The sequence below is a fragment of the Aquimarina sediminis genome (assembly GCF_002895435.1).
Classification (GTDB): domain Bacteria; phylum Bacteroidota; class Bacteroidia; order Flavobacteriales; family Flavobacteriaceae; genus Aquimarina; species Aquimarina sediminis.
This window is the reverse complement of sequence record NZ_POYJ01000005.1, coordinates 159316-186210: the sequence shown is the minus strand read 5'-3', so window position 1 is coordinate 186210 and position 26895 is coordinate 159316. Positions and strand designations below refer to the sequence as shown.

Annotated in this window: 22 protein-coding genes; 13 read left to right on the top strand and 9 right to left on the bottom strand. The window is 32.6% G+C overall.

Annotated features, from left to right (window positions below; all coding sequences use genetic code 11):
- Window positions 1-40 precede the first annotated feature (40 nt).
- The 12 genes from gldG (at window position 41) to C1X07_RS13275 (ending at window position 9900) form a co-directional block, all read left to right on the top strand.
- Window positions 41-2437 (top strand): gliding motility-associated ABC transporter substrate-binding protein GldG, encoded by a 2397-nt coding sequence (gene gldG, locus C1X07_RS13330; protein ID WP_103070521.1) that lies wholly within the window; start codon window positions 41-43, stop codon window positions 2435-2437.
- A 48-nt stretch (window positions 2438-2485) separates the two neighbouring features.
- On the top strand, window positions 2486-3280 hold the full coding sequence (locus C1X07_RS13325; protein WP_103070520.1) for an ABC transporter ATP-binding protein: 795 nt from the start codon (window positions 2486-2488) through the stop codon (window positions 3278-3280).
- Window positions 3281-3306: 26 nt separating this feature from the next.
- A complete protein-coding gene (locus C1X07_RS13320; protein ID WP_103070519.1) occupies window positions 3307-3669 on the top strand; it encodes an MmcQ/YjbR family DNA-binding protein in 363 nt (120 codons plus the stop codon).
- An 81-nt stretch (window positions 3670-3750) separates the two neighbouring features.
- Entirely contained in the window at window positions 3751-5100 is a 1350-nt protein-coding gene (locus tag C1X07_RS13315) for a DNA recombination protein RmuC (RefSeq protein ID WP_103070518.1), read from the top strand.
- Between the two features lie 60 nt (window positions 5101-5160).
- On the top strand, window positions 5161-5499 hold the full coding sequence (locus tag C1X07_RS13310; RefSeq protein ID WP_103070517.1) for a hypothetical protein: 339 nt from the start codon (window positions 5161-5163) through the stop codon (window positions 5497-5499).
- A complete protein-coding gene (locus C1X07_RS13305; protein WP_103070516.1) occupies window positions 5500-5847 on the top strand; it encodes a hypothetical protein in 348 nt (115 codons plus the stop codon).
- A 41-nt stretch (window positions 5848-5888) separates the two neighbouring features.
- Entirely contained in the window at window positions 5889-6257 is a 369-nt protein-coding gene (locus C1X07_RS13300; RefSeq protein ID WP_103070515.1) for a 6-phosphogluconate dehydrogenase, read from the top strand.
- Window positions 6258-6376: 119 nt separating this feature from the next.
- Complete coding sequence (locus C1X07_RS13295) at window positions 6377-6868, top strand: acyl-CoA thioesterase (RefSeq protein ID WP_103070645.1); 492 nt, start codon at window positions 6377-6379, stop codon at window positions 6866-6868.
- 408 nt (window positions 6869-7276) lie between these two features.
- Complete coding sequence (locus tag C1X07_RS13290; RefSeq protein WP_103070514.1) at window positions 7277-7729, top strand: hypothetical protein; 453 nt, start codon at window positions 7277-7279, stop codon at window positions 7727-7729.
- Entirely contained in the window at window positions 7726-7935 is a 210-nt protein-coding gene (locus C1X07_RS13285) for a helix-turn-helix transcriptional regulator (protein WP_103070513.1), read from the top strand. The genes C1X07_RS13290 and C1X07_RS13285 overlap by 4 nt, the downstream gene beginning before the upstream one ends.
- Before the next feature lies 1 nt (window position 7936).
- Window positions 7937-8650, top strand: a complete 714-nt coding sequence (locus tag C1X07_RS13280) for a DUF4386 domain-containing protein (RefSeq protein WP_103070512.1) — start codon at window positions 7937-7939, stop codon at window positions 8648-8650.
- Window positions 8651-8940: 290 nt separating this feature from the next.
- Window positions 8941-9900: a sterol desaturase family protein gene (locus C1X07_RS13275; protein WP_103070511.1), complete on the top strand. Its 960-nt coding sequence runs from the start codon at window positions 8941-8943 to the stop codon at window positions 9898-9900.
- Window positions 9901-10025: 125 nt separating this feature from the next.
- Here the strand turns inward: C1X07_RS13275 and C1X07_RS13270 are convergent, their stop codons facing one another.
- The gene (locus tag C1X07_RS13270; protein ID WP_103070510.1) at window positions 10026-11108 is read right to left on the bottom strand and encodes a bestrophin family protein; all 1083 of its coding nucleotides are present in this window, start codon (window positions 11106-11108) and stop codon (window positions 10026-10028) included.
- A gap of 228 nt (window positions 11109-11336) precedes the next feature.
- On the opposite strand from C1X07_RS13270, the gene C1X07_RS13265 reads away from it, so the two are divergent.
- Window positions 11337-11711, top strand: coding sequence for a hypothetical protein (locus C1X07_RS13265; protein ID WP_103070509.1), 375 nt, complete (start codon window positions 11337-11339; stop codon window positions 11709-11711).
- Window positions 11712-11734: 23 nt separating this feature from the next.
- On the opposite strand, the gene C1X07_RS13260 is transcribed toward C1X07_RS13265, so the two are convergent.
- From C1X07_RS13260 to carB, 8 genes are all read right to left on the bottom strand, one after another.
- Window positions 11735-15073, bottom strand: a complete 3339-nt coding sequence (locus C1X07_RS13260) for a VCBS repeat-containing protein (protein WP_103070508.1) — start codon at window positions 15071-15073, stop codon at window positions 11735-11737.
- Between the two features lie 569 nt (window positions 15074-15642).
- Entirely contained in the window at window positions 15643-16176 is a 534-nt protein-coding gene (locus tag C1X07_RS13255; RefSeq protein WP_128755278.1) for a hypothetical protein, read from the bottom strand.
- Window positions 16177-16187: 11 nt separating this feature from the next.
- Window positions 16188-17612: a SusD/RagB family nutrient-binding outer membrane lipoprotein gene (locus tag C1X07_RS13250; protein ID WP_103070506.1), complete on the bottom strand. Its 1425-nt coding sequence runs from the start codon at window positions 17610-17612 to the stop codon at window positions 16188-16190.
- 16 nt (window positions 17613-17628) lie between these two features.
- Window positions 17629-21111: a SusC/RagA family TonB-linked outer membrane protein gene (locus C1X07_RS13245; RefSeq protein ID WP_103070505.1), complete on the bottom strand. Its 3483-nt coding sequence runs from the start codon at window positions 21109-21111 to the stop codon at window positions 17629-17631.
- Window positions 21112-21247: 136 nt separating this feature from the next.
- Window positions 21248-22255: a FecR family protein gene (locus C1X07_RS13240; RefSeq protein WP_103070504.1), complete on the bottom strand. Its 1008-nt coding sequence runs from the start codon at window positions 22253-22255 to the stop codon at window positions 21248-21250.
- A 171-nt stretch (window positions 22256-22426) separates the two neighbouring features.
- Window positions 22427-22984, bottom strand: coding sequence for an RNA polymerase sigma factor (locus C1X07_RS13235; RefSeq protein WP_103070503.1), 558 nt, complete (start codon window positions 22982-22984; stop codon window positions 22427-22429).
- 306 nt (window positions 22985-23290) lie between these two features.
- Entirely contained in the window at window positions 23291-23614 is a 324-nt protein-coding gene (locus tag C1X07_RS13230; RefSeq protein WP_103070502.1) for a hypothetical protein, read from the bottom strand.
- Window positions 23615-24022: 408 nt separating this feature from the next.
- On the bottom strand, window positions 24023-26875 hold the full coding sequence (gene carB / locus C1X07_RS13225; protein ID WP_103070501.1) for a carbamoyl-phosphate synthase large subunit: 2853 nt from the start codon (window positions 26873-26875) through the stop codon (window positions 24023-24025).
- Window positions 26876-26895 lie beyond the last annotated feature (20 nt).

The following is a 26895-nucleotide window of genomic DNA, read 5'->3' as shown; positions in this document are numbered from 1 at the left end:
AATTATCGGAAATTTTAAATTATAATACTCAAAACTAAATATGTTTGCATTAATACGAAAAGAAATTAACACCTTTTTCTCCTCTACAGTAGGATATCTTGTTATTGCCCTTTTTTTGATATTAAATGGGCTTTTCTTGTGGGTTTTTAAAGGGCAGTATAATATTCTCGATAGTGGTTTTGCAGATCTTTCACCATTTTTTAAGATTGCCCCCTGGATTCTGCTATGCCTTATTCCTGCAGTAACCATGAGAAGCTTTTCTGAAGAAAATAAACAAGGAACCCTAGAAGTACTACTTACCAAACCAATAAAAAGCTGGCACATTATTATTGGAAAATATCTGGGAAGTTTATCCCTGATCATTATAGCCTTGGTTCCTAGTGTTCTTTATATTATAACAATCTATCAACTTGGTAACCCTGTTGGTAATCTTGATCTAGGTAGTATTATTGGCTCCTATATAGCGCTAATGTTACTTATCTCTACTTATACCGCTATTGGTATATTCTCTTCTTCAATTACTAGCAATCAGATTGTTTCTTTTTTGATCTCCATTTTTTTATGTTTTATTTTCTACTTTGGATTTAGTGGGCTTGCTACTTACAATCTACTCGGAGCTGCAAATGCTATTGAGCAACTGGGCATGCAATTGCATTATGAGCGTATGAGTCAAGGAGTTCTGGACACAAGAGACATTTTGTATTTTATAATGAGTACAGCATTCTTTGTCTTCCTCACCATTATTATACTTCGTAAAGGAAATTTTAGACAAAAAATCAAACCCCTTGTTATCACTCTTGCATCTGTAGTTGTATTAACCCTAATCGGAAACTCTTTATATAGTAGGTTTGATCTCACTCAAGATAATCGTTTTACTCTCTCTAAAGCTACAGAAAATCTAATTCTAGAGGCTGCTGTTCCTGTTGCTATTGATGTATTATTAGAAGGAGATTTCCCTTCAGAGTTTAGGCGTTTACAATTAGAGACCAAACAATTATTAGAAGAGTTCAATACTATAAATCCTAATATACAATATATTTTCACCAATCCTTTGGAGGAAGAAGAATTACGTGCCAAAACTATCGCAGAGCTACAACGATTCGGTCTTACTCCAATGGAAGTAAGTGTTCAGGAAAGTGGAAAAACAGAAATTGAAACCGTAGTGCCTTGGGCTATTTTAAGTTACCAGAATCGTAGTGTTAAGATTCCATTGGTTAAAAACACCATAGGAGCCAATACAGAAGAGCGAGTAAACAGTTCTATCCAACAATTAGAATATGCTTTTGCAGATGGGTTAACCAAACTATTACATCCCAAACAACGCAAAATTGCTGTATTAAAAGGTAACAATCAGTTACCAGATATTAAAATAGCTGATTTCATTAAAACATTACAAGACTATTATTTTGTTGGAGCATTTACTTTGGATTCTGTAGCGAGTAATCCCGTAAAAACATTACAAAACTTGCAAGAATTTGATATGGTCATTAATGCCAAACCTACCGAAGCTTTTTCTGAAAAAGAAAAATATGTAATGGATCAATATATTATGAACGGAGGGAAATCACTATGGTTACTAGAATCAGTGACTATGGAAATCGATAGTCTAATGAATCCCGAGGGTTCAGCCGTTGCTATAATGCAAGATCTTAGACTAGGTGATGCATTGTTTTCTTATGGAGTGAGAGTTAACCCCGTTTTGGTTAATGATTTATATTCTGCACCACTGGTATTGGCTTCTGGTCAGGGGAGCGAAACTCAATTTACCCCCTATCCATGGTTTTATGGTTCCTTAACAAAAAGTACAACTGATCACCCTATTGTAAAAAATATAGAATCCGTAAAATTTGAATTTTCAAATCAAATTGACACACTAAAAAACAATGTAAAAAAGACAGTATTACTCGCTAGTTCTGATAAATCTAAAATCGAAGGAGTACCCAAAGAAATACGATTAGATCATATCATACGAAAAAAACCAGATATGAATACCTATCAAGAAGGTCCTCAAAACCTGGCAGTACTGCTAGAGGGGAACTTTAAATCTACCTATAAGGACAGGATAAAACCATATAAGATAGAGAATCATAAAGATAAAAGTATCGATACAAAAATGATCGTTATTGCCGATGGTGATATTATCAAAAATCAAACTCGAAAAGGGCAACCTATAGAATTAGGTTTTGACCCTACGATGAACCTAAAATATGGCAATAAAGAGTTTCTTTTAAATGCGGTAAACTACCTACTTGATGATTCGGGATTGATAGATGTACGGAGTAAAGAAATTAAAATTTCGTTTTTAGATATAGAAAAGGTGATTGCCAATAAAACCTACTGGCAAGTTGTTAATATATTGGTGCCTTTACTTACTTTGTTGATTTTTGGATTTTTATTTTCTTTCTTTAGAAAGAAAAAGTATAGAAAAAGCACTTAAAAATCTATTTTTTATATTTGATAGCGTAAATCTTGAAAACCTAAATATATCGACCTTGAAAATTTAAATATCGTTCTTAAAACAGAAAACCTTTCTATAGGGTATCGTACCAAAAAAAAATTAAATGTTATTGCTGCCGATATCAACCTCAAATTACATGAAGGAGAATTGGTGGGATTAGTTGGAGCCAATGGTATAGGAAAATCAACCTTATTACGTACCTTATCCAAAGTACAGCCCGCATTACATGGTAAAATATTATTATCAGATAAAGATCTTCAATCTTATAAATCGATTGAGTTAGCTTCCCAACTAAGTATCGTCTTAACCGAGAAAATAGCTTCAAAAAACCTTACCGTACAAGAATTGGTTGCACTGGGCAGACAACCATATACCAATTGGGTGGGTAAAATGGCTGAAGAGGATATAGAAAAAATACGCAAAGCTATAGAGGTTACACATATCACCGATTTGGTTTCCAAACGATGTTTTGAGCTTAGTGATGGTCAGCTTCAAAAGGTACTTATAGCCCGTGCTATAGCTCAGGACACCCCCTTTATTATGCTAGATGAGCCCACTACACACTTAGATGTATATCATAAGGCCTATATTCTTAAGCTCTTAAAACGTCTCGCTTTTGAAACAAAAAAAACAATCCTCTTTTCTACGCACGAAATTGACTTTGCCATACAACTATGTGATAAAATGATTGTAATGAATCAAGAAGGTTTTGAATTTGGCAGACCAAAAGAATTGGTACAATGCAGAGCATTTTCCTCACTTTTCCCCGAAGACCTCATCCTTTTTGACTCCAAATCTGGGCGGTATAAAGTAAGAAGCTAAAGCAGTTACATCTTAATTCCTACAAAATGAATATCGAAGAATATAGAGATTATTGTATCGCAAAAAAAGGAGTTACAGAGTCTTTTCCTTTTAGTAAGCTTCCAAATGTTCTGGTTTTTAAAGTGTTGGGAAAAATGTTTACTGCAACAGATATCTCTAACTTTGAAGGGATAAGTGTAAAATGTGATCCTAATAATGTAGAGCTTCTTCGCGAAATATATAGTGCCGTAATGCCTCCAGCCTATATGAACAAAAAGCATTGGAACAAAATTGCTATGGATCATACTATACCAGATACACTTATTAAGCAATGGATAGATGATTCTTATGATTTAGTAGTCAAAAAACTACCTCTTCGTGACAGGAGTAAATTAAAAGATTTACCATAAAAACTGTGCAAAACTTCGGGATACTTCTCCCTAATTTTCATTGCTTATCTTTATCTTTGGTATTGTAAATTAAAAGAGTACATGTCAGAATACACACCAATCATCATTGCCGTTGGAGCCATTATCATATCAATTATAGTAGGCTTTTTTATAGGTAAATACGTTGCTTCATTAAAGAATAAAAGTGAAAAAAGTGCGGTTAATGAGAGAGCCAACCAATTACAATCACAGTTTGATGAGTATAAGCATAATTCAGAAAAACAATTTTCTGAGATCGTTAAAGAGCGTGAAGAAATTCGTAGAGAAAAGGATTTTCTTAATACAGAGTTAACTCGCCGTAATGCAGAATTTGAAAATCTTCAGCATAAAAATCAAGAGCAAAAAGATGAAGTAGAGAAACTTCAGGAAAAATTCACCAAAGAGTTTGAAAACCTTGCCAATAAAATCCTTGACGAAAAATCCAATAAGTTTACCCAACAGAATAAAGAAAATATCAAAAGTATACTTACCCCTTTACAAGAAAAGATCAATACATTTGAGAAAAAAGTAGAACAGACTCATAAAGAAAGTATCGATTACCACGCGGCTTTACGCCAACAGATTGTTGGGCTTAAAGATCTTAATGAACAGATGAGTAAAGAAGCTACTAATTTAACCAAAGCTTTAAAAGGAGATAGTAAGATGCAAGGTAACTGGGGAGAATTAGTGCTAGAACGCGTACTCGAAAAATCAGGATTAGAAAAAGATAGAGAGTATTTTGTGCAGCAAAGTTTTACTACTGATAGTGGTCAACGGGTGTTACCAGATGTAGTAATCTATTTACCTGATAATAAAAAAATGATTATTGATGCTAAGGTAACACTTACAGCATATGAGCGCTTTGCCAATGAAGAAGACGAAGATCTAAAAGCCAACTACCTCAAAGAACACATCAACTCGCTAAAACGGCATGTAGATCAACTATCAGAAAAAAACTATCAAGACCTATATGATATAGAGTCTCCGGATTTTGTATTACTTTTTGTACCTATTGAACCAGCTTTTGCCATAGCTATAAATCAGGATAGTAAACTATATAATCAGGCTTTTGAGAAAAACATAGTAATTGTTACCCCATCTACCCTTTTGGCAACACTGCGTACAATTGATACCATGTGGAACAATGAAAAGCAACAGCGCAATGCGATTGAAATTGCACGGCAAGCAGGAGCATTATACGACAAGTTTGAAGGCTTGGTAAAAGACCTTACCGGAGTTGGTAAAAAGATGGACGATGCTAAAAAAGACTATTCTGCTGCTATGAACAAACTGGTAGAAGGTAGAGGCAATCTAATTACTAGTGTCGAAAAACTGAAAAAAATGGGAGCCAAAGCCAAGAAATCATTACCTGAAGCTGTTATCAAAAGAGCGACAGAGGAAAACGACGACTAATAAATGAATTAGCGTTTTTCAATACATAAAAACAAAAAATAATAGTTTATACAAATCATTATGGTATCAAGTTCAAATTTTACAGAAATATTACTTAGAATTACTGGGGCATTATTTTATATACTCCCCATCATCCTGTTTATTATTCTTACAATTTATTATATGAGTAAAGTAGGATCTACAAAAGATGCCGTTTTAATACTAATTGGCAATATCCTTATTTTGCTCGTTGCTATTGTACATCAATTCTTATATGTATTTATAGATTCATGGGGATATGAAACCTATGCCATTATCAATTCGGGAGTAAATTTTGTTTCTTTTATTGGCTCTATTCTATTCTTAATAGGTCTGGCAATGACATTTCAGAAGATTATCAAAAATAAAACTTTACAATAGATGGAAAGTATGGTCCCCAGTATTACAGAGATCATAACGCACATATTTTTTGGTTTAGCAGCATCTATTCCTCAGGTTTTTATTGTAGTCATATGTCTATACTACATTTTTAAAAAAGGATCTAAAATAGAGGGAGTCTTACTAGTTTCGGGTAGTATTCTATCACTTTTATGCGCGCTATCTACCCAGATCGGAGTTTTGTTTTCGCAAGTATGGGGTGCAGATTCATATCTCACCTATACCTATGTGTTCTACGGGATTTCGTTCATAGGATCTGTTCTTTTTGTAATTGGTTTTTTTATATTAGTAAGAAAAACAATAAAACACAAGGTTCTGGATCAATACTAAAAGAATGTTTTGTATACTATAAACATCTAATTTTTTAAACAATGAAAAAAGTACTAGCCATAATCATTATTGTTATTATTGCCCTTTTTGCCGGGTGGTATGCTTTTATATACTATGCATCTTATAGTGAAGGAACTCGTAGTGGTGAGCTCATAAAATTTAGTCATAAAGGCGTGGTTGTCAAAACCTGGGAAGGAGAAATTAGCCAAGGTATCTCTGGGGCTCAGATATTTAGTTTCTCTGTAGAAGATGGTAATAAAGATATTATCAAAAAACTGGAGAAATTTCAAGGTAGATATGTAAAGTTAAAATACAAAGAACGATTTGCTAAGATCTCGTGGTTAGGAGATACCAAATATTTTATAATCAATGTAGTCGAAGAAGAATCTCCTCATTTCAGGAATAAATAAAATGCGCTCAGAATACTACAAACCTAAGTTTTATATGCAGTATATCTAAAAACGTTAAATCAATAGTTTTGAAAAAGTTTAAAACAAATACAGACTCTAGAGTAGTTATCTCAGAATTGATGCTTCCCTCCCATTCTAATTTTAGTGGAAAAATACATGGCGGCTATATTCTATCTTTAATGGATCAGATTGCTTTTGCTTGCGCCTCAAAGCATTCTGAAGCGTATTGTGTAACGGCAAGTGTCGATAAGGTTGATTTTTTAAAACCTGTAGAGGTCGGAGAATTAATGACATTAAAAGCATCTGTTAATCATGTAGGTACTACCTCAATGGTAGTAGGAGTACGTGTTGAATCAGAAAACATACAAACTGGTAAAGTAAAGCACTGTAACTCCAGCTATTTTACTATGGTTGCCAAAAATGATAAAGGCAAAAGTATTCCTATCCCTGGGTTGATTTTAGAAAATGAAACGGCTATACGAAGATTTGTAAGAAGTATTATTCGTAAAGAAGATGCTCAAATAAGACGCAATCGCTTTAAAGAATCAGAATTCGAACTAGAAGCACATTTGGAAATCCTGAGTAAATACAATGTAAAAGTGAATCTATAATTTTGTTTCTAACTTAGCATTTATCCATCCGCTCATTCTTTAGAAAACAATTTACTTCTAATACTTCGACTATACATGTGAGTACATAAACAGTACTTCCTTTAGAGATAATAATCAAAATTATACATAAAGGGATTTACCTGGTATTATCTATATAATTACAGTTTTTGCCTCCATTACAAAATTAGGCAAATCATTCATTTTGCCTTCAAATACTGTATCGCATTGCTAAAATTCAAAATATTTTTCATATCCTCGATTTTTCTTCAAAGCCATCTAATCTACTGGGGTAGAACTACATGAACAACCTCAATAATATATAGTAAAAAACCTAATGATGTAAAATATTTTTTACATTAAGAATAAAATTATTAACTTTGAGTCAAATATTATTAACTTATATAACATATGACGACTCAAGAAAAACGACCAATTGTATTTTTAATCATTGATATTATTACATTTCTAAGTTATTATAGTATTCTGTCGAATGTTTATAATGATAAAGTCATGTCTATAGGAGAATTACCTTTTTGGGGAGCTTCAATACTGTCGCTTGTTCCTATATTAATAATTTCCAGAATTGTATTATATCTCGTATATAGCATCGCAAGTTCGGTCTTTACCCAAAAAGCGGAAGAAAAGTTTCTTACAGACGAATTTGGTCAATTGATTAAACTAAAAGCTACCAGAAACTTTAACAACACATTTATGCTTGGTTTTATAATAACGATGGGACTCCTTGTTCTAGGAATATCAATCGACATTATGTTTAAGCTTCTCTTCTTTTCGATATTTGCAGCTTTTATAGTACAAAGCCTATCAGAATTTTATTATACAAGAAAAGGAATTTTAAGATGAAAGAACATAACATCACCAATACTATCAGAACATTACGGTTTCATGCTGATGAGATGACGCAACAAGACTTAGCAGAAAAAGTTGGAGTTACAAGACAAACTATAATGGCAATAGAAAAAGGAAAATATTCTCCTTCATTAGAACTTGCATTCAAAATTGCCTTGGTCTTTGATAAACCCCTTGAAGAAGTATTTAAATATCAATAAAATGGAAAAAATCAAATTACAGAAAAACGCATTATTAGCGGGGCTTTCATACTTGGTTCTCATTATTGTAGGAATATATGGCTTTGTTTATGCACTACCAGAAATAAAAATAGAAGGAGATACTGCTAAAACAATAGTAAACATCAAAAATAATCAGTTTATCTTTCGAATTGGAATATTTAGCATTCTGGTTATGAATGTTGTTAGTATTCTCCTTGTAACCTATCTCTACAGGCTATTATCCCGAATCAATAAAACTATGGGATTATTTATGCTAATCTTAATGTTATTTGGTGCTGCAATATCTCTGATTAATGAGGTTAATCATTTTGCAATGATTGCAATCAATACTATGGATGGTTTTTCTACAATCGAAAGTGAGAATCTAACAATTTTATTCTCTACAATTCAAAAGTATGGAACTCATATCGCTGCAATTTTTTGGGGGCTTTGGCTTTTTCCTCTTGGTGCTTTAATCTTTAAATTAGGAACTAATATTTCAAAATTTATTGGAATAGCACTACTTATTGCCGGTATAGGATACACACTAGATTCTATTTTCTTATTTGTATATCCTGATTTTCAACTCCCCACCCTATCGGACTATACTTCTTATGGTGAATTCTTTTTAACAATATGGCTTTTGTTTAAAAGCAGCTCTATTGAGAAATTAGCACTAAGTAAAATAGAAGCAGATAATGCTGTAACTACATAATTATGTTATTTCGAGTTACTTTAGAATGAAAAAATAAATTTGTCCGAGATACTTCTTTAACATACTACCATAACATCAAATTAGCTTGTTGGATATTAAAGCCCTATAAAACACCAAAAAAAACCTAAAAACAAAACTCTAAATAGAATATTATCGTAATTTTAATCCTTCTAGCAAAGCAGAAATATAGCCCCATTTATTATACGTAAACTATAGTTATGATTGTATATAAACAGGAAGCATATGTCTCTCATTGCTAACCTTTACAGGTACTATTCAAAAGAATAAAAATGGAAATATCCGAATTGTATGATTTAATTCTTGAGGCATTTGAAATGTCTACTTCTTATTTTACTAATTCTAAAAAAAGAATCTATTATTTATACCTGATCTCTTCAATTTTAATAGCTTATTATGTCTATTATAAATCAAAGAGTAAAAGCACATTTATTAAGTATTTATTACCTAAAAAAATCTGGTTAAGTAAATCAGCATTTGTTGACTATCTAATGTTATTTGCTAACAGTTTTGTAAAAATATTAGTTATTGGTCCTTATATTGTTTTAGGTCTATATATTGCTTTTTATACTAATGAATATTTACTTGAAAGTTTTGGGTATCCATCTTTTAGCCTTGGGAAAATTCAAACCATATTCTTTTATACCCTTGCACTTACAATAGTTGGAGATTTTCTAACCTATATAATCCATTTTCTTATGCATAAAATTCCTTTTTTATGGGAATTTCATAAAGTGCATCATTCAGCGACAAAGCTAATTCCTATCACTCAATATAGAATCCACCCTATAGAATTGATTATCAATAATGCTAAGGGAATTTTAGTTTTTGGGGTTTTAACCGGAGTATTTGATTATCTATCCGATAATCAAGTACATAAGATAATGTTTTTAGGAGTAAACATTTTTGGTTTTTTATTTATGTTTTTCGGTGCAAATCTTCGACATTCTCATGTAAAACTAAGGTATCCAGTTTTTTTGGAAAAATTCTTAATAAGTCCTTTTCAACATCAAATCCATCATAGTAATAATCCAAAACACTACAACAAAAATTTAGGATCAAAACTCGCAATTTGGGACTGGATCTTTGGAACACTTGTTTTATCTGAATCTACGGACAATTTAAAATTTGGACTAGGTAAAGAAGATGATGATTACAATACTATTTGGAAAAACCTATTTACTCCTTTTGTAAAAATAGTAATGTTGTTTAAATCCTATTTAACTAAATAAAATTTACATTTTGAGTACTTTCTATTTACAATAACAATTGTATAGCGAATAAATCTGATGTATGATAGATAGTCTAGTAGATGTTTTTATAAAATGTAAGCGCCACCAACAATAAGTAGAAATAACTACATCTGTATGTTGTATTGTTCCTGTATTGGCTCAGGAATTGTAGATGGATCGTCGTCTATCATTTGGCGCATATCAATTTCTATTCCTCTGGACATGGTAGTAATTGGGACATCATTGGCAATACCTTCAAATGGGTTTTCTGAAACTTCGCCGATACGTTCCATAGTATGAAATATCCATGATACAATAACACTAAACGGAATAGACAACCATACAAAGCTGTTGCCAATAAATGTTATCATTTTGGACGGCGCTTCACTACTGGCAATCAATTCCATACCGATTTCATCAAAAACATTAATGATTCCAAACGGTAATAGGCAAACAAAAATCCATACAAAAAACAGGTTAAGTGTAGCAAACTGTCTTGGGTAAGGAAAGTTTTTAATACGTTCTAGTTTTCCTTGAAGAGTAAATAACTCAACTAATAGGCTTTCCATTTCCAAAAAAGAAAACTCCCATATTACCCCACGTTCTTTTAGGTCTCTTAACTGTTTGGATTGCAAATTCAAGCAAGCGGCTTGTTTATTTTTTTTAGTCAGTACATATTTTTTTTCTTCTATAGACAAATACCCTTCTAACTCTTCTTCAAGTGAATATTTGCGCTCATTAATTTGTATATTTTTCATATACTCTCTATCAGATGTATTAACATTAGACATCTCCCAAGGTTTTGGTGAGCGCAAGGCATGCCTTAAAGAAGACATCCATGCTACATGACGTAACACTAGCTCTTTTCTAATCTTAAATAATTCTTTATCAGAAAGCTTTTCATCGGTATGCTCATTGGTAATAAAATCATTGATCATAATAGTAAAAGATCGTGAAGCATTTACAATACCTCCCCAAACTTTTCTTGCTTCCCACAAACGCCCATAAGAAGCATTATTTTTAAAACTTACTATAAATGCCAGAGCACTACCAACCAATGCTATGGGTAACCACGGAAGATGTAAAAATTTCCAATCAAAAACCCCATACAGAACCGTGGGGATTGTTGATATTATTATAAATTTATAGACATTTCTACGTGTCCATAACAGCATCGCTTTTATCGAATAATTTCTTTTTGTGTACATAAAAACATAATGGTTTACAACTCTTACTAATACTTCTTCAGTAGATTACTTTCTGTAATCTACGTAATATTTTATTTATTTTATAATTTCACTGGTATGTGTATGAGGTGCTTGGAAAAAACATTTGAAATAATTCATATCCAATTTTTCCGTTATATAATTAAACCACAATCATAACGTTATACATACAATCAACAAAATCTTTGTATATTCCATACAAAAAACACTATGAATACCATTATAAAAAACACTTCATTACTTCTTATTGCAGCAATATTTTTTAGCTGTAGTAGTAGTGATGATTCTACTGAAACACCTCCAGATCCCGACACTAATCCTAATCCCAATAAGATTACCACCTATGATGCGGATGTAAAAGCAATAATAGACGATCAATGTTTACGATGTCATACAATACCCCTTGCTGAAGGTGCCCCTTTTGCTATGCGTAATTATGCAGAAACTATTAATGGAGTCAATAGAGATCTTGTGCTTAGAGTAGAATCTAATGGTGTTAACGTAATGCCACCAGAAGGAAGGCTACCACAATCTACTATAGATATTATCTTAGATTGGGAAGCAGATGGTTTTAAAGAAAAATAGCAATATCAAGAATTAAAAAACAATCATTTTTTTGGGTCAATATTAGTCAAAAGCATATCTTTTTCTTCTTTATTTATCTTTATAAATTGCAGATAGTCATTGTTTTTGGCGGCAACGATATACTTTATATTTTGGGTGTGCAATAATGTCATATCTTTAACATCTCCTGGTATAAACAAACCGCTATCTACAGGAGGTATGGAAGTAAAACTTCCTTTTCCGTCTCCCTTTAAAAACAGACCATGTCCCGCATCGTTCCTTGGCGTTTCTACTTCTGAAGCATATAAATTTCCTGCCATAAGAGCATCCAAATTACCATCCTTGTCAAAATCATCTACTAGAATCTGATGTATTGAAGATACCTGTGCTTCTACTGGTAGATTATGAATGATAAACTTTCCTGCTTTGTTTTCTATATAAATACTTGCAAAAGATTTTACTTGATAATGTATGGACTGCTCCAAAGATTTTTGAGTATACACGTCAGCCAATGTAGCCTCTGAAAAACTTTCATAATCTTTGAACTTATGTTTAATCATCGAAATCTGATCAGACGAACACTCTCTTCCTCTAACAGGAAATTGTTTTCCTTCATTATAATAGCTAAGCACAATATCATCCTTATTATCCTTATTAAAATCATTTATATACATATCAAAAGTTTCCTCTTCTGATGCTTTATACTTATAATTTAATCCATTATTACCAACCACATAATCCATATCTCCATCATGATCAAAATCACCTTCTTTAATACTCCACCACCATCCGGTTGTATCCTTTGTTAATCCCAGTTCTTGTGACACTTCTTTAAACCCCGATTTAACATTTTTAAAAACCCGTATTGGCATCCACTCCCCTACAACAACGATATCCAACCAGCCATCATTATTATAATCAGTAATAGCAGCACTGGTTGCCATACCCAGATTAATAAAGTCCTTAGCATAAGAACGGGTTACATCCTCGAATAAAGCATTTCCTTTGGCACTTATATTTCTTAACAAATATGTATTTGCTGAAGCTGGGTAATGTCCTGGTACTTGCCTTCCTAAAACTAATATATCTTGTTTACCATCTTTATCAAAATCCAGAGTATATACTCTTGATCCACTTGTAGGTAGCTGTAGCAAAACACCCTCTTTGGTTTTTGTAAAATTGCCATTTCCATCATTGATATATAACCTATCCTCAAGCATTTCTGAAGTTGGTAAAAATTCATAACCACCACTTACTACATACAAATCCTGATCACCATCCTGATCTGCATCAAAAAAAGTGGCTCCTACATCCTCATACCCTTTATCTTCATCTAACACTTTGGATATGCTTTTTTCAAACCCCGAATTGTTTTGAATATACAATCCACCAGGATATCCCGATGCTCCCCCAATGAAATAATCTTCCAACCCGTCATTATTTACATCAGCCACAGCGGTTCCAGGTCCAAATGCCGACATTTTATGAGGAAGTAGTACTTGTTTAGAAAAATCATCAAAACTGTTTTCTTCATGTTTATGATCTATCAAAGCCCCATTCTTTTCTGAAGTAAACAGAGCTGGTTTTCTTTTTTCTAATTCCTCTCTTGTAGTTGCATTACTATGCTGTACCACCAATTTTTGATTTACATCAAGGTTATGAAACACCTGTGATCTCCCATCTGTCCAGACTACTTCTAGTTTTTTAATTATTTTGGATTGATGTACCCCAAAATGCAATTCTGGTGCTACAGAAGATTGAAATCCTCTAGACAGTGTTAGTTCTTGCATCTGGGTTTCGTTATCTGTTTTTACATAAACTCGATTACCAAGTCCAAATGAATTCGCTGAGTTACTTTGAAACTGTACAGTGATATAATTATTTTTTTGTGCGCTTTTATTTTCAAAAACCGATGCATAATCATCAATATTATTCGTGATTATTTCTAGATCTCCATCATTATCTAAATCTGCATAAGCAACACCATTTGAAAAACCTTTGTACTGAATCCCCCAGGCTTCATTTACATTTTCAAATTCATAATTACCCACATTACGGAACATAAAATTGTCAATTTTCTCAGAAGGGATCATGAGACTTTTTTGAAGCAGGCTATCATTTTTATTTTTTTGCTTACTTATTTTTTTAAAATAATCATTGTTATTGATTTCTCTTCTGGTACCATTGGTAATAAATAAATCTTTACGCCCATCGTTATCAAAATCGGCAAAAAGAGGTCCCCAGCTCCAGTCTGTTGAAGAAGTTCCTGTTATTCTGGAAACATTAGAGAAATATGGAATTCCATTATTATTCACACCACTATTAAGTTGCAAGCAATTATGCATATATTGATAATGAAACCCTGAATTGACCGTACTCCAAAACAATTTAGGATTCATACTAGCCATATTTGCTTTTTTACGCCGATTCATTTGTGCATCCATATCTACCTGAAAAATATCCAAATATCCATCGTTGTTATAATCTGCTATATCGACTCCCATTCCAAAAAAAGAGGTGTGTGCGGTTGCTTCTTTAACAACTTCTTTAAAGGTTCCGTCTTGATTATTGATATATAAATAGTCTGGAGTGCTAAAATCATTAGACACATATATATCAGACCACCCATCATTATTGAGATCTCCTATTGTTGCACTTAGTGTAAGTCCAAAGCTTTTCACACCTGCTTCATCCGTAACATCTGTAAACGTACTTCCATCATTTCTATACAAATGATCCGTCTCTTTATCATTTACATTGAGCATTTTGAATTTATAGAAGAAATTAGGTGCATCAAATTTGGTTGGTGGATAATTAGCAACATACAAATCCAAATCTCCATCATTATCATAATCAAAAAACGTGGATTGCACACTGTTTCCTGTATCATCAATTCCATATTCTGCAGCTTTTTCAGAAAAAGTATTGTCGCCATTATTTAGAAAAAGTTGATTTGTTGTTGGTCCAAATTTTCCACTTACCGAGCAATAGATATCCAAAAAACCATCTGAATTAATATCTACCATAGTAACACCAGTATACCATCTATTATCTCCATAAACATCAGCTTTTAACGTAATATCCTCGAATTTGAGGTCACCTTTATTAAGATAAAGTTTGTTTGGCACCTGATTTCCTGTAAAATAGATATCAATTAGTCCATCATTATTAATGTCTCCAGTTGCAATACCTCCTCCCATATAAATATAGGAGTAGGTAAAATAATTTAAAGAATCATTTTCTGTAAGGTTATTACTGAATTGAATTCCTGTAGAAGCAGGTGCTAAGCCGGTAAATATTTTATCATCTGTTGCTATTTTATGTTGTGAACAACTAACCAATACAATCAGACAAATAAAAAAGTTTAAAAATTTGTGTAACATATAATTCTAAAATATATATAATACTTTACAAATTGAAATTATTTGATATAAAAAAAACAGCATGTATGATACATGCTGTTTTCAAAAAAATCAAAAAACACAAACTCAATTAATAATCACTCCCCTTGATATACAATCAAGAGTCTATTTTTTTATTTATTTCCATAGATTGTATGCGCTCATTTTTCACCATATACACCTTGTTCGATATCGCAAAAACCTGATAATCATTTTTTTTATATTTTTTAGGTATAAATAACTTCACGTTCATTTACTGCTACTTCTTTAACCTAGCTTCTTTTCCTAACCTTCTTTTAAAAAGGATATATCGACGCACTGTTTTCTTCTTCTGAAACACAAGTATTACTATTTGTTTTTGCTTTAGACAATATCTACTCCTAAATTAAAAACCACCTTTTTCAAGGTGGTTTTTTGCATTCCAATTAATTAGTGTTAATTAAATTGCAGATAGTTCACCTCTAATATGCCACGAAGCTCTGTAAAATCACCTATTCCATAACTAGTTGGCGTAATTATTTGAGAAGAACTTATACTACTATTAATTGCGTTTAATCTATATCATCAATAGTGATGATTGCGGTTCTAAGTATATCGGTCCCCCCACGACCAACATTAACAGGACCATCTGCATTTGACGCACTAGAAAGTATCACTTCCAGTGTTTTGGTACCATCTACAACACCATCTGTTAAAATATTGATATTTATATCAACATTATCTATTAGGTTTGTTGCGCCACTACCATCATCTGGTTCAATTACAACACTACCTCCTTCACTGGATCCATCAGGCACGGTAAAGTCTGTGCCATAAATAGCAGTACCACCAAAAGTAAAGTTGACTTTTACATCAGATTCGGTACCCGTTGGAATCTCAATGTTTAACGGAACACTTCCTTCGTCTTCAGACACCTCTACAGGGTCAATATTTGTATTTGCTCCATCGGCAGTATATGCCACATAATCACCTTCTAATATTTGAACATTAAGACCATTATCGTTATCATTCAATTCAAAATCTTCTGTACATCCAGTTAAAAATATAACTGATGTAAAGACCATATATATTATTTTTTTCATCATTAAGTACGTTTTTATTTTTCAAACCACATAGGTACATTAGTTGGCTTATTAGCTGGAGTATTTGTATTGGCAGCTATTTCATCTGGAGGATATATAAACCTTTTTAATACAGTTCCTATTGATGAATTTGGTGGAGGGCTTAAAGTAGGTACTTTATTAATTCTCCATACATTCCAAGCCATAACCGGTTGTAAAAATGCAGCTAAATACTGCTGATTATACACATCATTTAGCGTTGGTGTTCCCAAACTGTTTACATAGTTATCAATATCTGCTGTAGGAATAACTTCAATTATACCGGGTATATCTTGCCCCCACCATGTAATAGCATTTCTTATACCATTTTTATAATTGGTCTCTGCATCTCCTGCAATAGCAAAACCTTCTAAGGCTAATTGCGCTTTATACAAATCAATTTCTGCCGGCATTATTAGCATATCTGGTAATGTACCTCTAATAATATTATTACTTAAGACAGAAGTTTCTGGATTTGGAAATTGATCATTACCAGGAGCATCTAGATCATTTCTTGCCACCCAAAGGTCCCAACGCGGGTCTCCAGAACCATTCAACAATGCATCTAACGGGTCTCCAGGACCAAATACATCTTGACTTTCATTATCAGGTCCAAAAAAACGAGTTATAATCCTGTGCATACCATTTTCTGCACCAGACTCTCCTGAGTAATTTATAAAAGCAGATTGGTCATTACTTGTCATTAATGGTTGAGCCAAAGTTTCATTTATTTTGGCATCTACACCACTAGCCCCTCCACTTTTAAGCATCATTAGAGCTCTTAATTTTAATGAATTAGCTAATATCCTCCAACTTTGCATATCACCTCCATAAAACATATCGCTTGCTGGAGAAATAGTAAAATTACCTTCAGCAGGTATAGCGTCGATTAAGGTCATAGCTTCATCATACATTGCTACTACGCCATTTAGAACATCTTCTTGACTGTCAAACTTTGGATTTGGAAATTCGCTACCATCTAAAGCCTCTGTAAAAGGAACATCTTCCCATATACTCGTTAACTCATAGAAAATATTAGCCATCATAATCGTGGCAAGGGCATTAATATTATTATGAGATTCGCCAGCTTCAGTTGCCTCATTTTTTATGAGAATTAAATTCCCCATCGCCTCTACATAATATGTAGTCCATGTATTACCTGTTAAGAAAATACTTACTGTACCATTTTTTGGACTATTAAATGTACTGGATATATATTGTGACACATCACAAATTCTAGTCCCTAATTCGGTTACTTTTCTAGCTGAATATTGTACAAAAACATATGGTAACTGTGAGTTTGGATCAGCTGAAGAAGCTGCTAATGGATTTGTATTAATGTCTAAGGTATTATCACAAGATTGTAATGCCCCAACTACCAAAACAAACATTAAAATTGTAAATTTTAATTTTTTCATCATTTCTTAATTTTTAAATTTAAAACGTTAGTCTTACATTAAAACCTATACTTCTGGTAGAAGGCACATTAGCTCTTTCTATACCAAAACCATCTGCTCCAGAACCAAATAAACTAGCTTCTGGATCTATGTGTGGTACTTTAGAATATAGCAATGCTAGGTTTCTTCCTTCTATACCTAAAGTCAATCCTTTAATAAACGTTTTTTGTAATGCCTTTGATGATAGTGTATATGATAATCCAACTTCTCTTAACTTAACAAAAGAAGCATCATATACCCATGGAGTAGCTACACTACCTACACTTAATGAATTGTTCCAATAATCTTCAGCATTTAATAATGGAACATTGTTTTCGGACACATTACCATTATCATCAACTAATACCCCTTCAGTATCAATAAAAGCTCCTTCTCTACCCAATAAAGTTTCAGTCACTAACCCATCGGTTTGTAACTCCTCAACAGTTGAAGATTTCATTACACCTCCCCATTTTACATCTACAGTAGCCGTAAGATTAAATCCTTTATAAGAAAAGTTATTTACCCAACCACCAGTCCAATCTGGTAATACAGAACCTAGTGTTTCGGCTTCTTCATTTTGTATTCTTCTACCTGTATTTGGATCGATAATAGGTCTACCTGTTGTGGGTTCTCTTAAAAAATCAAAACCATACAATTGAAATTCTTTACCAGGAACAGCGACTACTTCTACACTACTAAACGCCGAGCTAATTTGAAACTGACTCAATTCTGGGGTAAGCTCTACTACCGTTGATTCTACTTGTGAAAAATTTATTGCTGTATTCCATGTAAAATTCTTCGTTTTTATTGGTGTTGCATCAATAGCTATTTCAAATCCTTCCTGATCAACTTGCCCCACATTCAATACTTTATTTGCAAATCCCGTAGATTGAGGAATAGCAACATCCAAAATTTGATTTTTATTCTCATTTTTGAAGTATGCAAAATCCACCCCAAATCTTCCTCCAAATAATCTAGTATCTAATCCAAACTCATATGAATTTTGTTCTTCTGGAACCAAATTGTTTGATGGAATTGTTGGGTTGGCAGCATAAGCTAATGAACCATTAAAAGGAAATGTAAGATCCAAACCATATTGACCAAGTGCAGATGACACAGGTAGATAATTAAAATCTAACAAATATGGATCAGTATCGTTACCCACCTGTGCCCAACTTGCTCTTAACTTACCATAATTAATCCAGTCGCTATCTATCCCAAATGCGTCTGTAAATACAAAAGCTAAACTAGCTGAAGGGTAGAAATACGAATTATTATTTTTAGGTAACGTAGATGACCAATCATTTCTGGCAGTTAATGTTAAGGTAGCCCAGTTTTTATAACCCAACTCAGCCGATCCATACAAACCTGCCAATCTAGACTCTGTAAATTGCCTGGTTGCAACTACTTGAGCTGCATTTGCAGGACTAAACAATTCAGCTATTACTAAATCAACTCCTTGAATCTGTTGTCTTCTAAACAGTCTTGAGTTGTATTGAAATCCACCTAATATATTTAAAGAGATATCCTCAGTTAAATCCCTAAAATAAGAAGCTATAACATCTGCTGTAATCTCTTGTCTATATAAATCATCAGCATCAAAATCTCCGGTAAGACGTAGTATTGTTCCCTTAGAATTTTCGATAAATCTTTTATCATCATCAAAATCAACACCAATTTTACCAGTCAGAGCAAACCCTTCAAAAGGTTTGTAGGTAACTGAAGCATTGGCAATAACACGGTCATCATTCCTATCATTTTGATTTTCATGTCTTAACCATAATGGATTATTGGATAAATTACCGGCATCATCCACACGATGATTTATTTGATTACCGTTTTCATCTTTCCAAGGTTTGAATAAGTTTTGATCCAGGGTACTACTAAAAGAACTTAGTCCAATAATATTTGGGTCATTGGCACCTGTTGCCCCCGTTCCCTCTGATTTTGATTTAACATAAGTTACACCAAATCTAGTTTCTAATTTATCATTATGTCTCACACCAGCATTTAAACTCGCAGTATATCTTTTTAAACTAGAGCCTGGTAAAATACCTGTTTGATTTAGAGATGTTAAACTTAGTCTATAATCCATCTTTTCTGTAGCATCAGCAACAGCAAAATTGTTAATCAAAGTATACCCTGTGTTGAAAAAATCTTTAATACCATTATCCTTAATACCTCTTAACACACCCGGTTCATTAGTAACTGGTGCATTTGGAACGGTTTGACCAATAATACGTGGTCCCCAATCATAACCAGTACCAGCTGCACTATATGTACCATTTGTTCCTCCTGCATATTCTTGTTGGTAATCTGGAATTCTAAATAGATTATCTGTTCTAATAGTAGAATTTATGGTAACTCTCGCATTTCCATCTGGACTAGCTTTACCTTTTTTTGTTGTTACAACAATTGCTCCAGCTGAAGCTCTAGAACCGTAAAGAGCAGTTGCAGCAGCACCTTTTAACACATTCATAGATTCTACATCATCCGGGTTAATAACCGCTGCACCATTAGAGAAATCTCTATTACCTGAAATTAAATCATTTCCTGGTGTCTGAGAATCATTAATAATAACTCCATCAACGACCCAAATTGGACTATTTCTACCAGATAAAGAAGAAACTCCTCTTATAATAATTTTGGAGGATCCATCTAAGTTTCCACTAGATCTTGTAATCTGAACACCAGTAACTTTACCTTGTAGAGCATTTACAATATTTGTTTCTCTTGCTTTCACCAAGTCTTCTCCTTTTACAACATCTGTAGCATACCCAAGACTACGTACTTGTCTTTTAATACCTAAGGCAGTCACGACTACCTCTTCAAGGGCATTATCCGTAGGAAATAGTACTACATCAATATTATTATCAAGATCAACCATTTTTTCTTGAGAGCTCATACCCACATAACTATAGACAAGTATCTCTCCTGGGTTCACCTCTATTGAATATCGACCATCAAAATTTGTTTGAACTCCTTTGTTAGTACCTTTAACAATAACATTTACTCCAGGTAGCGGAACTCCATCTGATCCAGTAACTATACCCTCTATCAAAACTTGATCAGGATTACTTATTTCTGGAAGTACTTTTGTGTTTACCTGTTTTTTGATTTTTGATATTACTACCTGTCTGTCTATTATCTTATAAGTCAGGTTAGTTTTTATAAATGCTCTTTGTAATATCTCGTGTATAGTAGACTCTTTTAAAGAAAGTGTTATTTTTTTCTTTGTTTTTACAATATCATCTTTGTAAAAAAAGATAAACTTGCTTTGAGAATGGATTTGATCAAACAATTCCTCAAAAGTTCCATTTTTGAGGTCAATATCTAATTTGATTTGTGCATATGAGTTATTTGCATAAACACTCGTAAGCCCAAAAAACAGGAATAAAATAAAAACTCTCATAATGGTTAATAAAAAACTGAGTCCCCTTTTTTTAGACAAAAAAGAAACATCGTTAACTTTTTTATTCATAATTTTGCTTTTTACATTTTTAAGTATTGCATTATTGCAATATTTTGATTCAGGTCAGAAAATGTTGCCGCATTTTCTGACTTTTTTTATGGTTTATTAGGTATTTGTTGTTACATATTAATTCATATATCTGTTTTTAGTTAATTATAAATTTTCCGTTTTCCTCTTTGTATTTTAGATCAGAAGACTGTTTAAGTACTTCTATTACTTTTTGAATATTATCTTTTAAATCTAAATGCCCCGAGAATGTTTCTTTTTTAAGCTCTTCCCTCTGAATCAAAATATTAGCATTATAATATCTCGAAAGCTTTTTGATAATTATATCCATTCTTTGTTTTTTGAAAATAAATTTCCCATCACGCCAAGACATGTATTTAGTAATATCTGCCTTGCCACTTGCCATGTTTTTAGTCTTATTATTGTATATAGCTAGAGTACCTGGGGTTATTTTGATTTTTGATTTTCCGAAAATAGAATTTCCATGATATTTTATTTCTACACTCCCTCTTTCTAATGCAGTACTTGTATGTGAATCATCTTCATAACTACTTACATTAAAAACTGTTCCTAAAACTTTAATGTCATAATCATTAGTAACCACATAAAACGGTTGCTTTTTATTATGGGTTACATCAAAGATTGCCTCTCCAACAAGATGAACCTCTCTTTTATCTCCATTAAAAGTTACTGGATACGTTAGTTTTGACCCAGAGTTAAGCCAAACTTTTGTTCCTTCAGAAAGTGTTATCCTTGTTCTTTTACCATAAGGAACAATAATTGTATTAAACTTATTTTCTGTGGATTGATTTACCTTTTTTGAATTATTAATACTGACTTTATTTCCAGAACCAGAGTATGTAATACTAGAAGTTTTTTCAGTAATTTTTATTTCATCGTGATCATTTAGAACCAACTTTACATCTTCTTCTTTATCAATATCAATTTTTGTTAAATCGACATAGTTTTTTATCTCTGTAGATCCTGAATAACCATCTATATTGGTTGTACAAAGAAATATTATAGTAATAGTGGCTGCAATACTTATTAAGTACTTGAGTTTCTTTTTTTTTCTCTTATTTCGATAGTCCCAAATAGAAGAGCTTATTCTAGATTTGAGATGTTTTTTTTCTTCTTCGCTTAACATTTTTTGGAGGTTTTAATATCGTTTATACTATTATCCATTTTCATCATTTACATACCTTTATACTATAGTAATTGATAAAAATTTCAAATAAAGTACTTGAAATCACATCCTTGACATTAACAAAAGCATCAAACCTAAAAAACATAGACAAAAAATATAGTTTATTTTAATTTATTCAACTTCTATTTCGTTTCGTAATTTTTTTACGGCTCTATATATTAGGGTCCTTACAGACTCTATGGAGATTCCTAAAATTGCTGAAATTTCTTCATAAGATTTTTTTTCATCAAATTTTAGGGATAGTCCTTTTCGCTGTTTTTTAGAAAGAGAGGTTAAAGCAATAGAAAGTTTAGCACTTATTTCAGAAGAGTATTCTGATTGAATTATAGATTCTTCTACCGACATAGACTCAGACTTAATTTCATTATTCTTATCCTCTGTAGAAAATATTTTGTGTTTGGATTTAAATTTCCTGTTAATTTTTCTCTTAAGAGATCTAAGAAGATAATATTTTACATTATCAATATCTGAGAGTTTTCTTCGGTACTTATAGATGTCCAAAAATAGGTCATGGATACAATCTTGAACATAATCTTTGTCATTTGTATACTGAATTCCAAATTCATAAAGTATATCTACATATTCATCGTATAATTGATTAAAAGCATTTAAATCTCCTAATTTAACTTTTGTCCACAAAATTGAGTCTATAGTTTTAACGGATTGCATCTAATATAGTTTACCTATTCAAATATTAACAAAAAAAAGATAATACGGTATATTCCAATTACGTACTTATCTGACATACAGCAATATATAAATATAATTTAAAAAAAATTAACTTTTTTTTAATAATTTAAGTTTTTAAAAAAAAACATCATCAACGCCTCAACCCCGTCCCTTTAATCACTTTATAATTAACAAATTACACTTCATCTCTTTGTATTTTTGTACAGACCACACATCTAGAGTAATTATGTAATATGTCTTCAATAGAATGCATGCATCTATGAGTAATAGATACAATTACCCTTACTAATTTATTTCTAAAGGGACATCTATGAGCCATTGTGCCCTTTTTTCTTCAAAACCACCTCCAATTATTGACCTCAGTTTACTAAAAATAAGTAAAGTAATTTTATCCAGCTTTACCGATATTTTTGTCAATCTAATTCGAAGCTTTGTATTCAGTCGATATCCAATATCACCTGATGCTTCTGTATAATTATGTTCCCTCAAACATAAAGTAATATAATCTGATTTTTTGGCTAACTCAACAGATCCCTTTAAATTAGAAACACCAGGCGCATCTATATTACTTTGTTTTCCTATTTTATATTTCTGTATTGCCTTTTTCAATTTATTTTTATCTAATACTCTTCGTCTTTTACCTTCTCAAATTCTTCAGTTGTTATTTGAGTCCTTTGCCTTATTTTCTATTCTAAAGTCGTACCTACGAACGGTTTAAAAGCTTTACTTCCTATAGTATCAACTATTTTAATCTCTTTCTCCTAAAAAGAAGCAAAATATTAATAAAATTAGGTTTATTAGTTTTATAAAGATTGTATTAATTCTTATACAGTCAAAACATTATTAATTCCTAAATACTCTAATAAAGAGAATCAACTTTAAGAAACATAGACAATATTTTTTGTTTTTTTTCTACAAAATTTAACAAAACAGTTAAATAACTAACATTTTGACAAACAAAAAAGCCGAATAACTAACGAGTTATTCGGCTTTTTACTTCTATTAACAGTAAGGTTTTTACTTACTTAGGTACATTTTACGTCTTGAATACAAATCATAAAACTGATCGTCTTTTAGGTCTTCAATAAATAGAATACTTTCTCCCGTACTTTTCATTTCTGGTCCAAGCTTTTTATTCACATTAGGAAATTTATTGAATGAGAATACTGGTTGCTTAATAGCATAACCATCTAAGTACGGTTTAAAATCAAAATCTGTCACTTTCTTCTCTCCTAGCATTACCTTTGTAGCATAATTTACATATGGTTCTCCATAGGCTTTAGCAATAAAAGGTACAGTTCTCGAAGCTCTTGGATTTGCTTCGATAATATATACCATATCATCCTTGATAGCAAACTGAATATTTATCAACCCAACTGTATTGAGAGCCAGAGCAATTTTATGTGTATGATCCTTAATTTGTTGCATTACAAACTCACCCAAATTAAAAGGAGGTAAAGTAGCATTAGAGTCTCCTGAATGAATCCCACAAGGTTCTATATGCTCCATAATCCCAATAATATGCACATTTTCGCCGTCACATATTGCATCTGCCTCAGCTTCTATAGCACCATCCAAATAGTGATCTAATAACAATTTATTATTAGGCATCTTACTTAGTAAGTCTACAACATGCTCTTCTAATTCTTGCTTATTAATCACAATCTTCATTCCTTGACCTCCTAATACATAAGATGGTCTTACTAATATTGGAAAATCTAAACGATCTGCAACTTCTAATGCTTCATCAGCTGTTTCTGCAGTATCAAATTCTGGGTACGGAATGTTATTTTCTTGTAAAAGCTTAGAAAAATGACCTCTATCCTCAGCCAAATCTAACGATTGATAGCTTGTACCTATAATTTTAATCCCGTAACGGTCTAATTTCTCTGCCAGTTTTAATGCTGTCTGGCCTCCTAACTGTACTATTACTCCTTCTGGGTTCTCATGTCTGATTATATCATAAATATGTTCCCAAAATACAGGTTCAAAATATAATTTATCGGCTGTATCAAAATCAGTAGACACTGTTTCGGGATTACAATTGATCATTATTGTTTCGTACCCACATTCTGCCGAGGCTAAAACCCCATGTACACAGCAGTAATCAAACTCAATCCCTTGTCCTATTCTATTGGGACCAGAGCCTAAGACAATGATTTTCTTTTTATCGGTGACAACACTTTCGTTAGAGACATATCGTTCTCCAGAAGGGGTTTCAATTTCTGCTTCAAAAGTGGAATAAAAATACGGGGTTTCTGCTTTAAATTCTGCAGCACAAGTATCTACAAGCTTATACACTCTTTTGATCCCTAGTCCATCTCTTTTATTATGCACTTCACTTTCATAACACCCAACCATATGAGCAATCTGTCTATCTGCAAAACCTTTTTGCTTTGCTTCTAGTATCAGTTCTTTGGTAAGTGATTCTATTGTATAGGTAGAAATTTCTTTTTCAAGATTATATAGTTCTTCATATTGCTTTAAAAACCACATATCGATTTTTGTGATCTCATGTATTCTACTCAATGGGATCCCCATCTGAATAGCATCATAAATTACAAATACACGATCCCAGCTGGCATAGGTGAGTTTTTCTATAATCTGATCATAGTTTTTATACCCTTTCCCATCGGCTCCCAATCCATTTCTTTTTATTTCTAAAGATTGAGTAGCTTTATGCAAGGCTTCCTGAAATGATCTACCAATTGCCATTACTTCTCCAACAGATTTCATCTGAAGTCCTAATGTACGATCCGACCCTTCGAATTTATCAAAATTCCATCGAGGTATCTTTACAATAACATAATCTAATGTAGGTTCAAATAAAGCAGATGTAGATTTAGTAATCTGGTTATCTAACTCATCAAGATTATAACCTATTGCAAGTTTTGCTGCTACTTTGGCAATAGGGTATCCTGTTGCTTTTGATGCTAATGCCGAGGAACGAGAAACTCTAGGATTAATCTCTATAGCAATAATTTCTTCCTTTTCATCAGGGCTTACTGCAAACTGTACATTACATCCTCCAGCAAAATCTCCAATACTGCGCATCATATGTATGGCCATATCACGCATACGTTGGAAAGTCTTATCACTTAATGTCATCGCCGGAGCAACGGTAATAGAGTCCCCTGTATGGATTCCCATAGGGTCCATATTCTCTATAGTACAGATAATAACCACATTATCATTATTATCTCTTAACAACTCCAATTCATACTCTTTCCATCCCATCATCGCTTTGTCGATCATAACCTCATGAATCGGAGATATCTCTAGACCTCGAGTAAGTAATTCATCGAAGTCTTCTTCTTTATATACAATTGAAGCTCCTGCTCCTCCAAGTGTATATGACGCTCTAATTACTAGAGGGAAACCAAACTCTTGGGCTATTTCTTTCCCTTTTAAATAAGAATTCGCTGTTGCTTGAGGTGCCATAGGAATTCCAATCTTGAGCATTAACTCTCTAAATTGCTCTCTATCCTCAGTAATATTTATAGCGTCAATATCTACACCAATAATTTCAACATCAAAATCCTTCCATATTCCTTTTTCATCAGCTTCAATACATAGATTTAATGCTGTTTGACCTCCCATTGTTGGTAATACTGCATCAATCTGAGGGTGTTCCTTAAGGATTTCAATGATTGATTTTGTTGTCAATGGTTTTAAATATACATGATCCGCCATAGAAGGGTCGGTCATGATAGTAGCTGGATTCGAATTAATTAAAATAGTTTCTATCCCATCCTCGCGCAGAGACCGTAGTGCTTGTGTTCCGGAATAATCAAATTCGCATGCTTGGCCAATTACTATTGGTCCAGATCCTATAATAAGTATACTCTTTAGTTGTTCGTTTTTAGGCATGTATTACAGTATTGACTTTT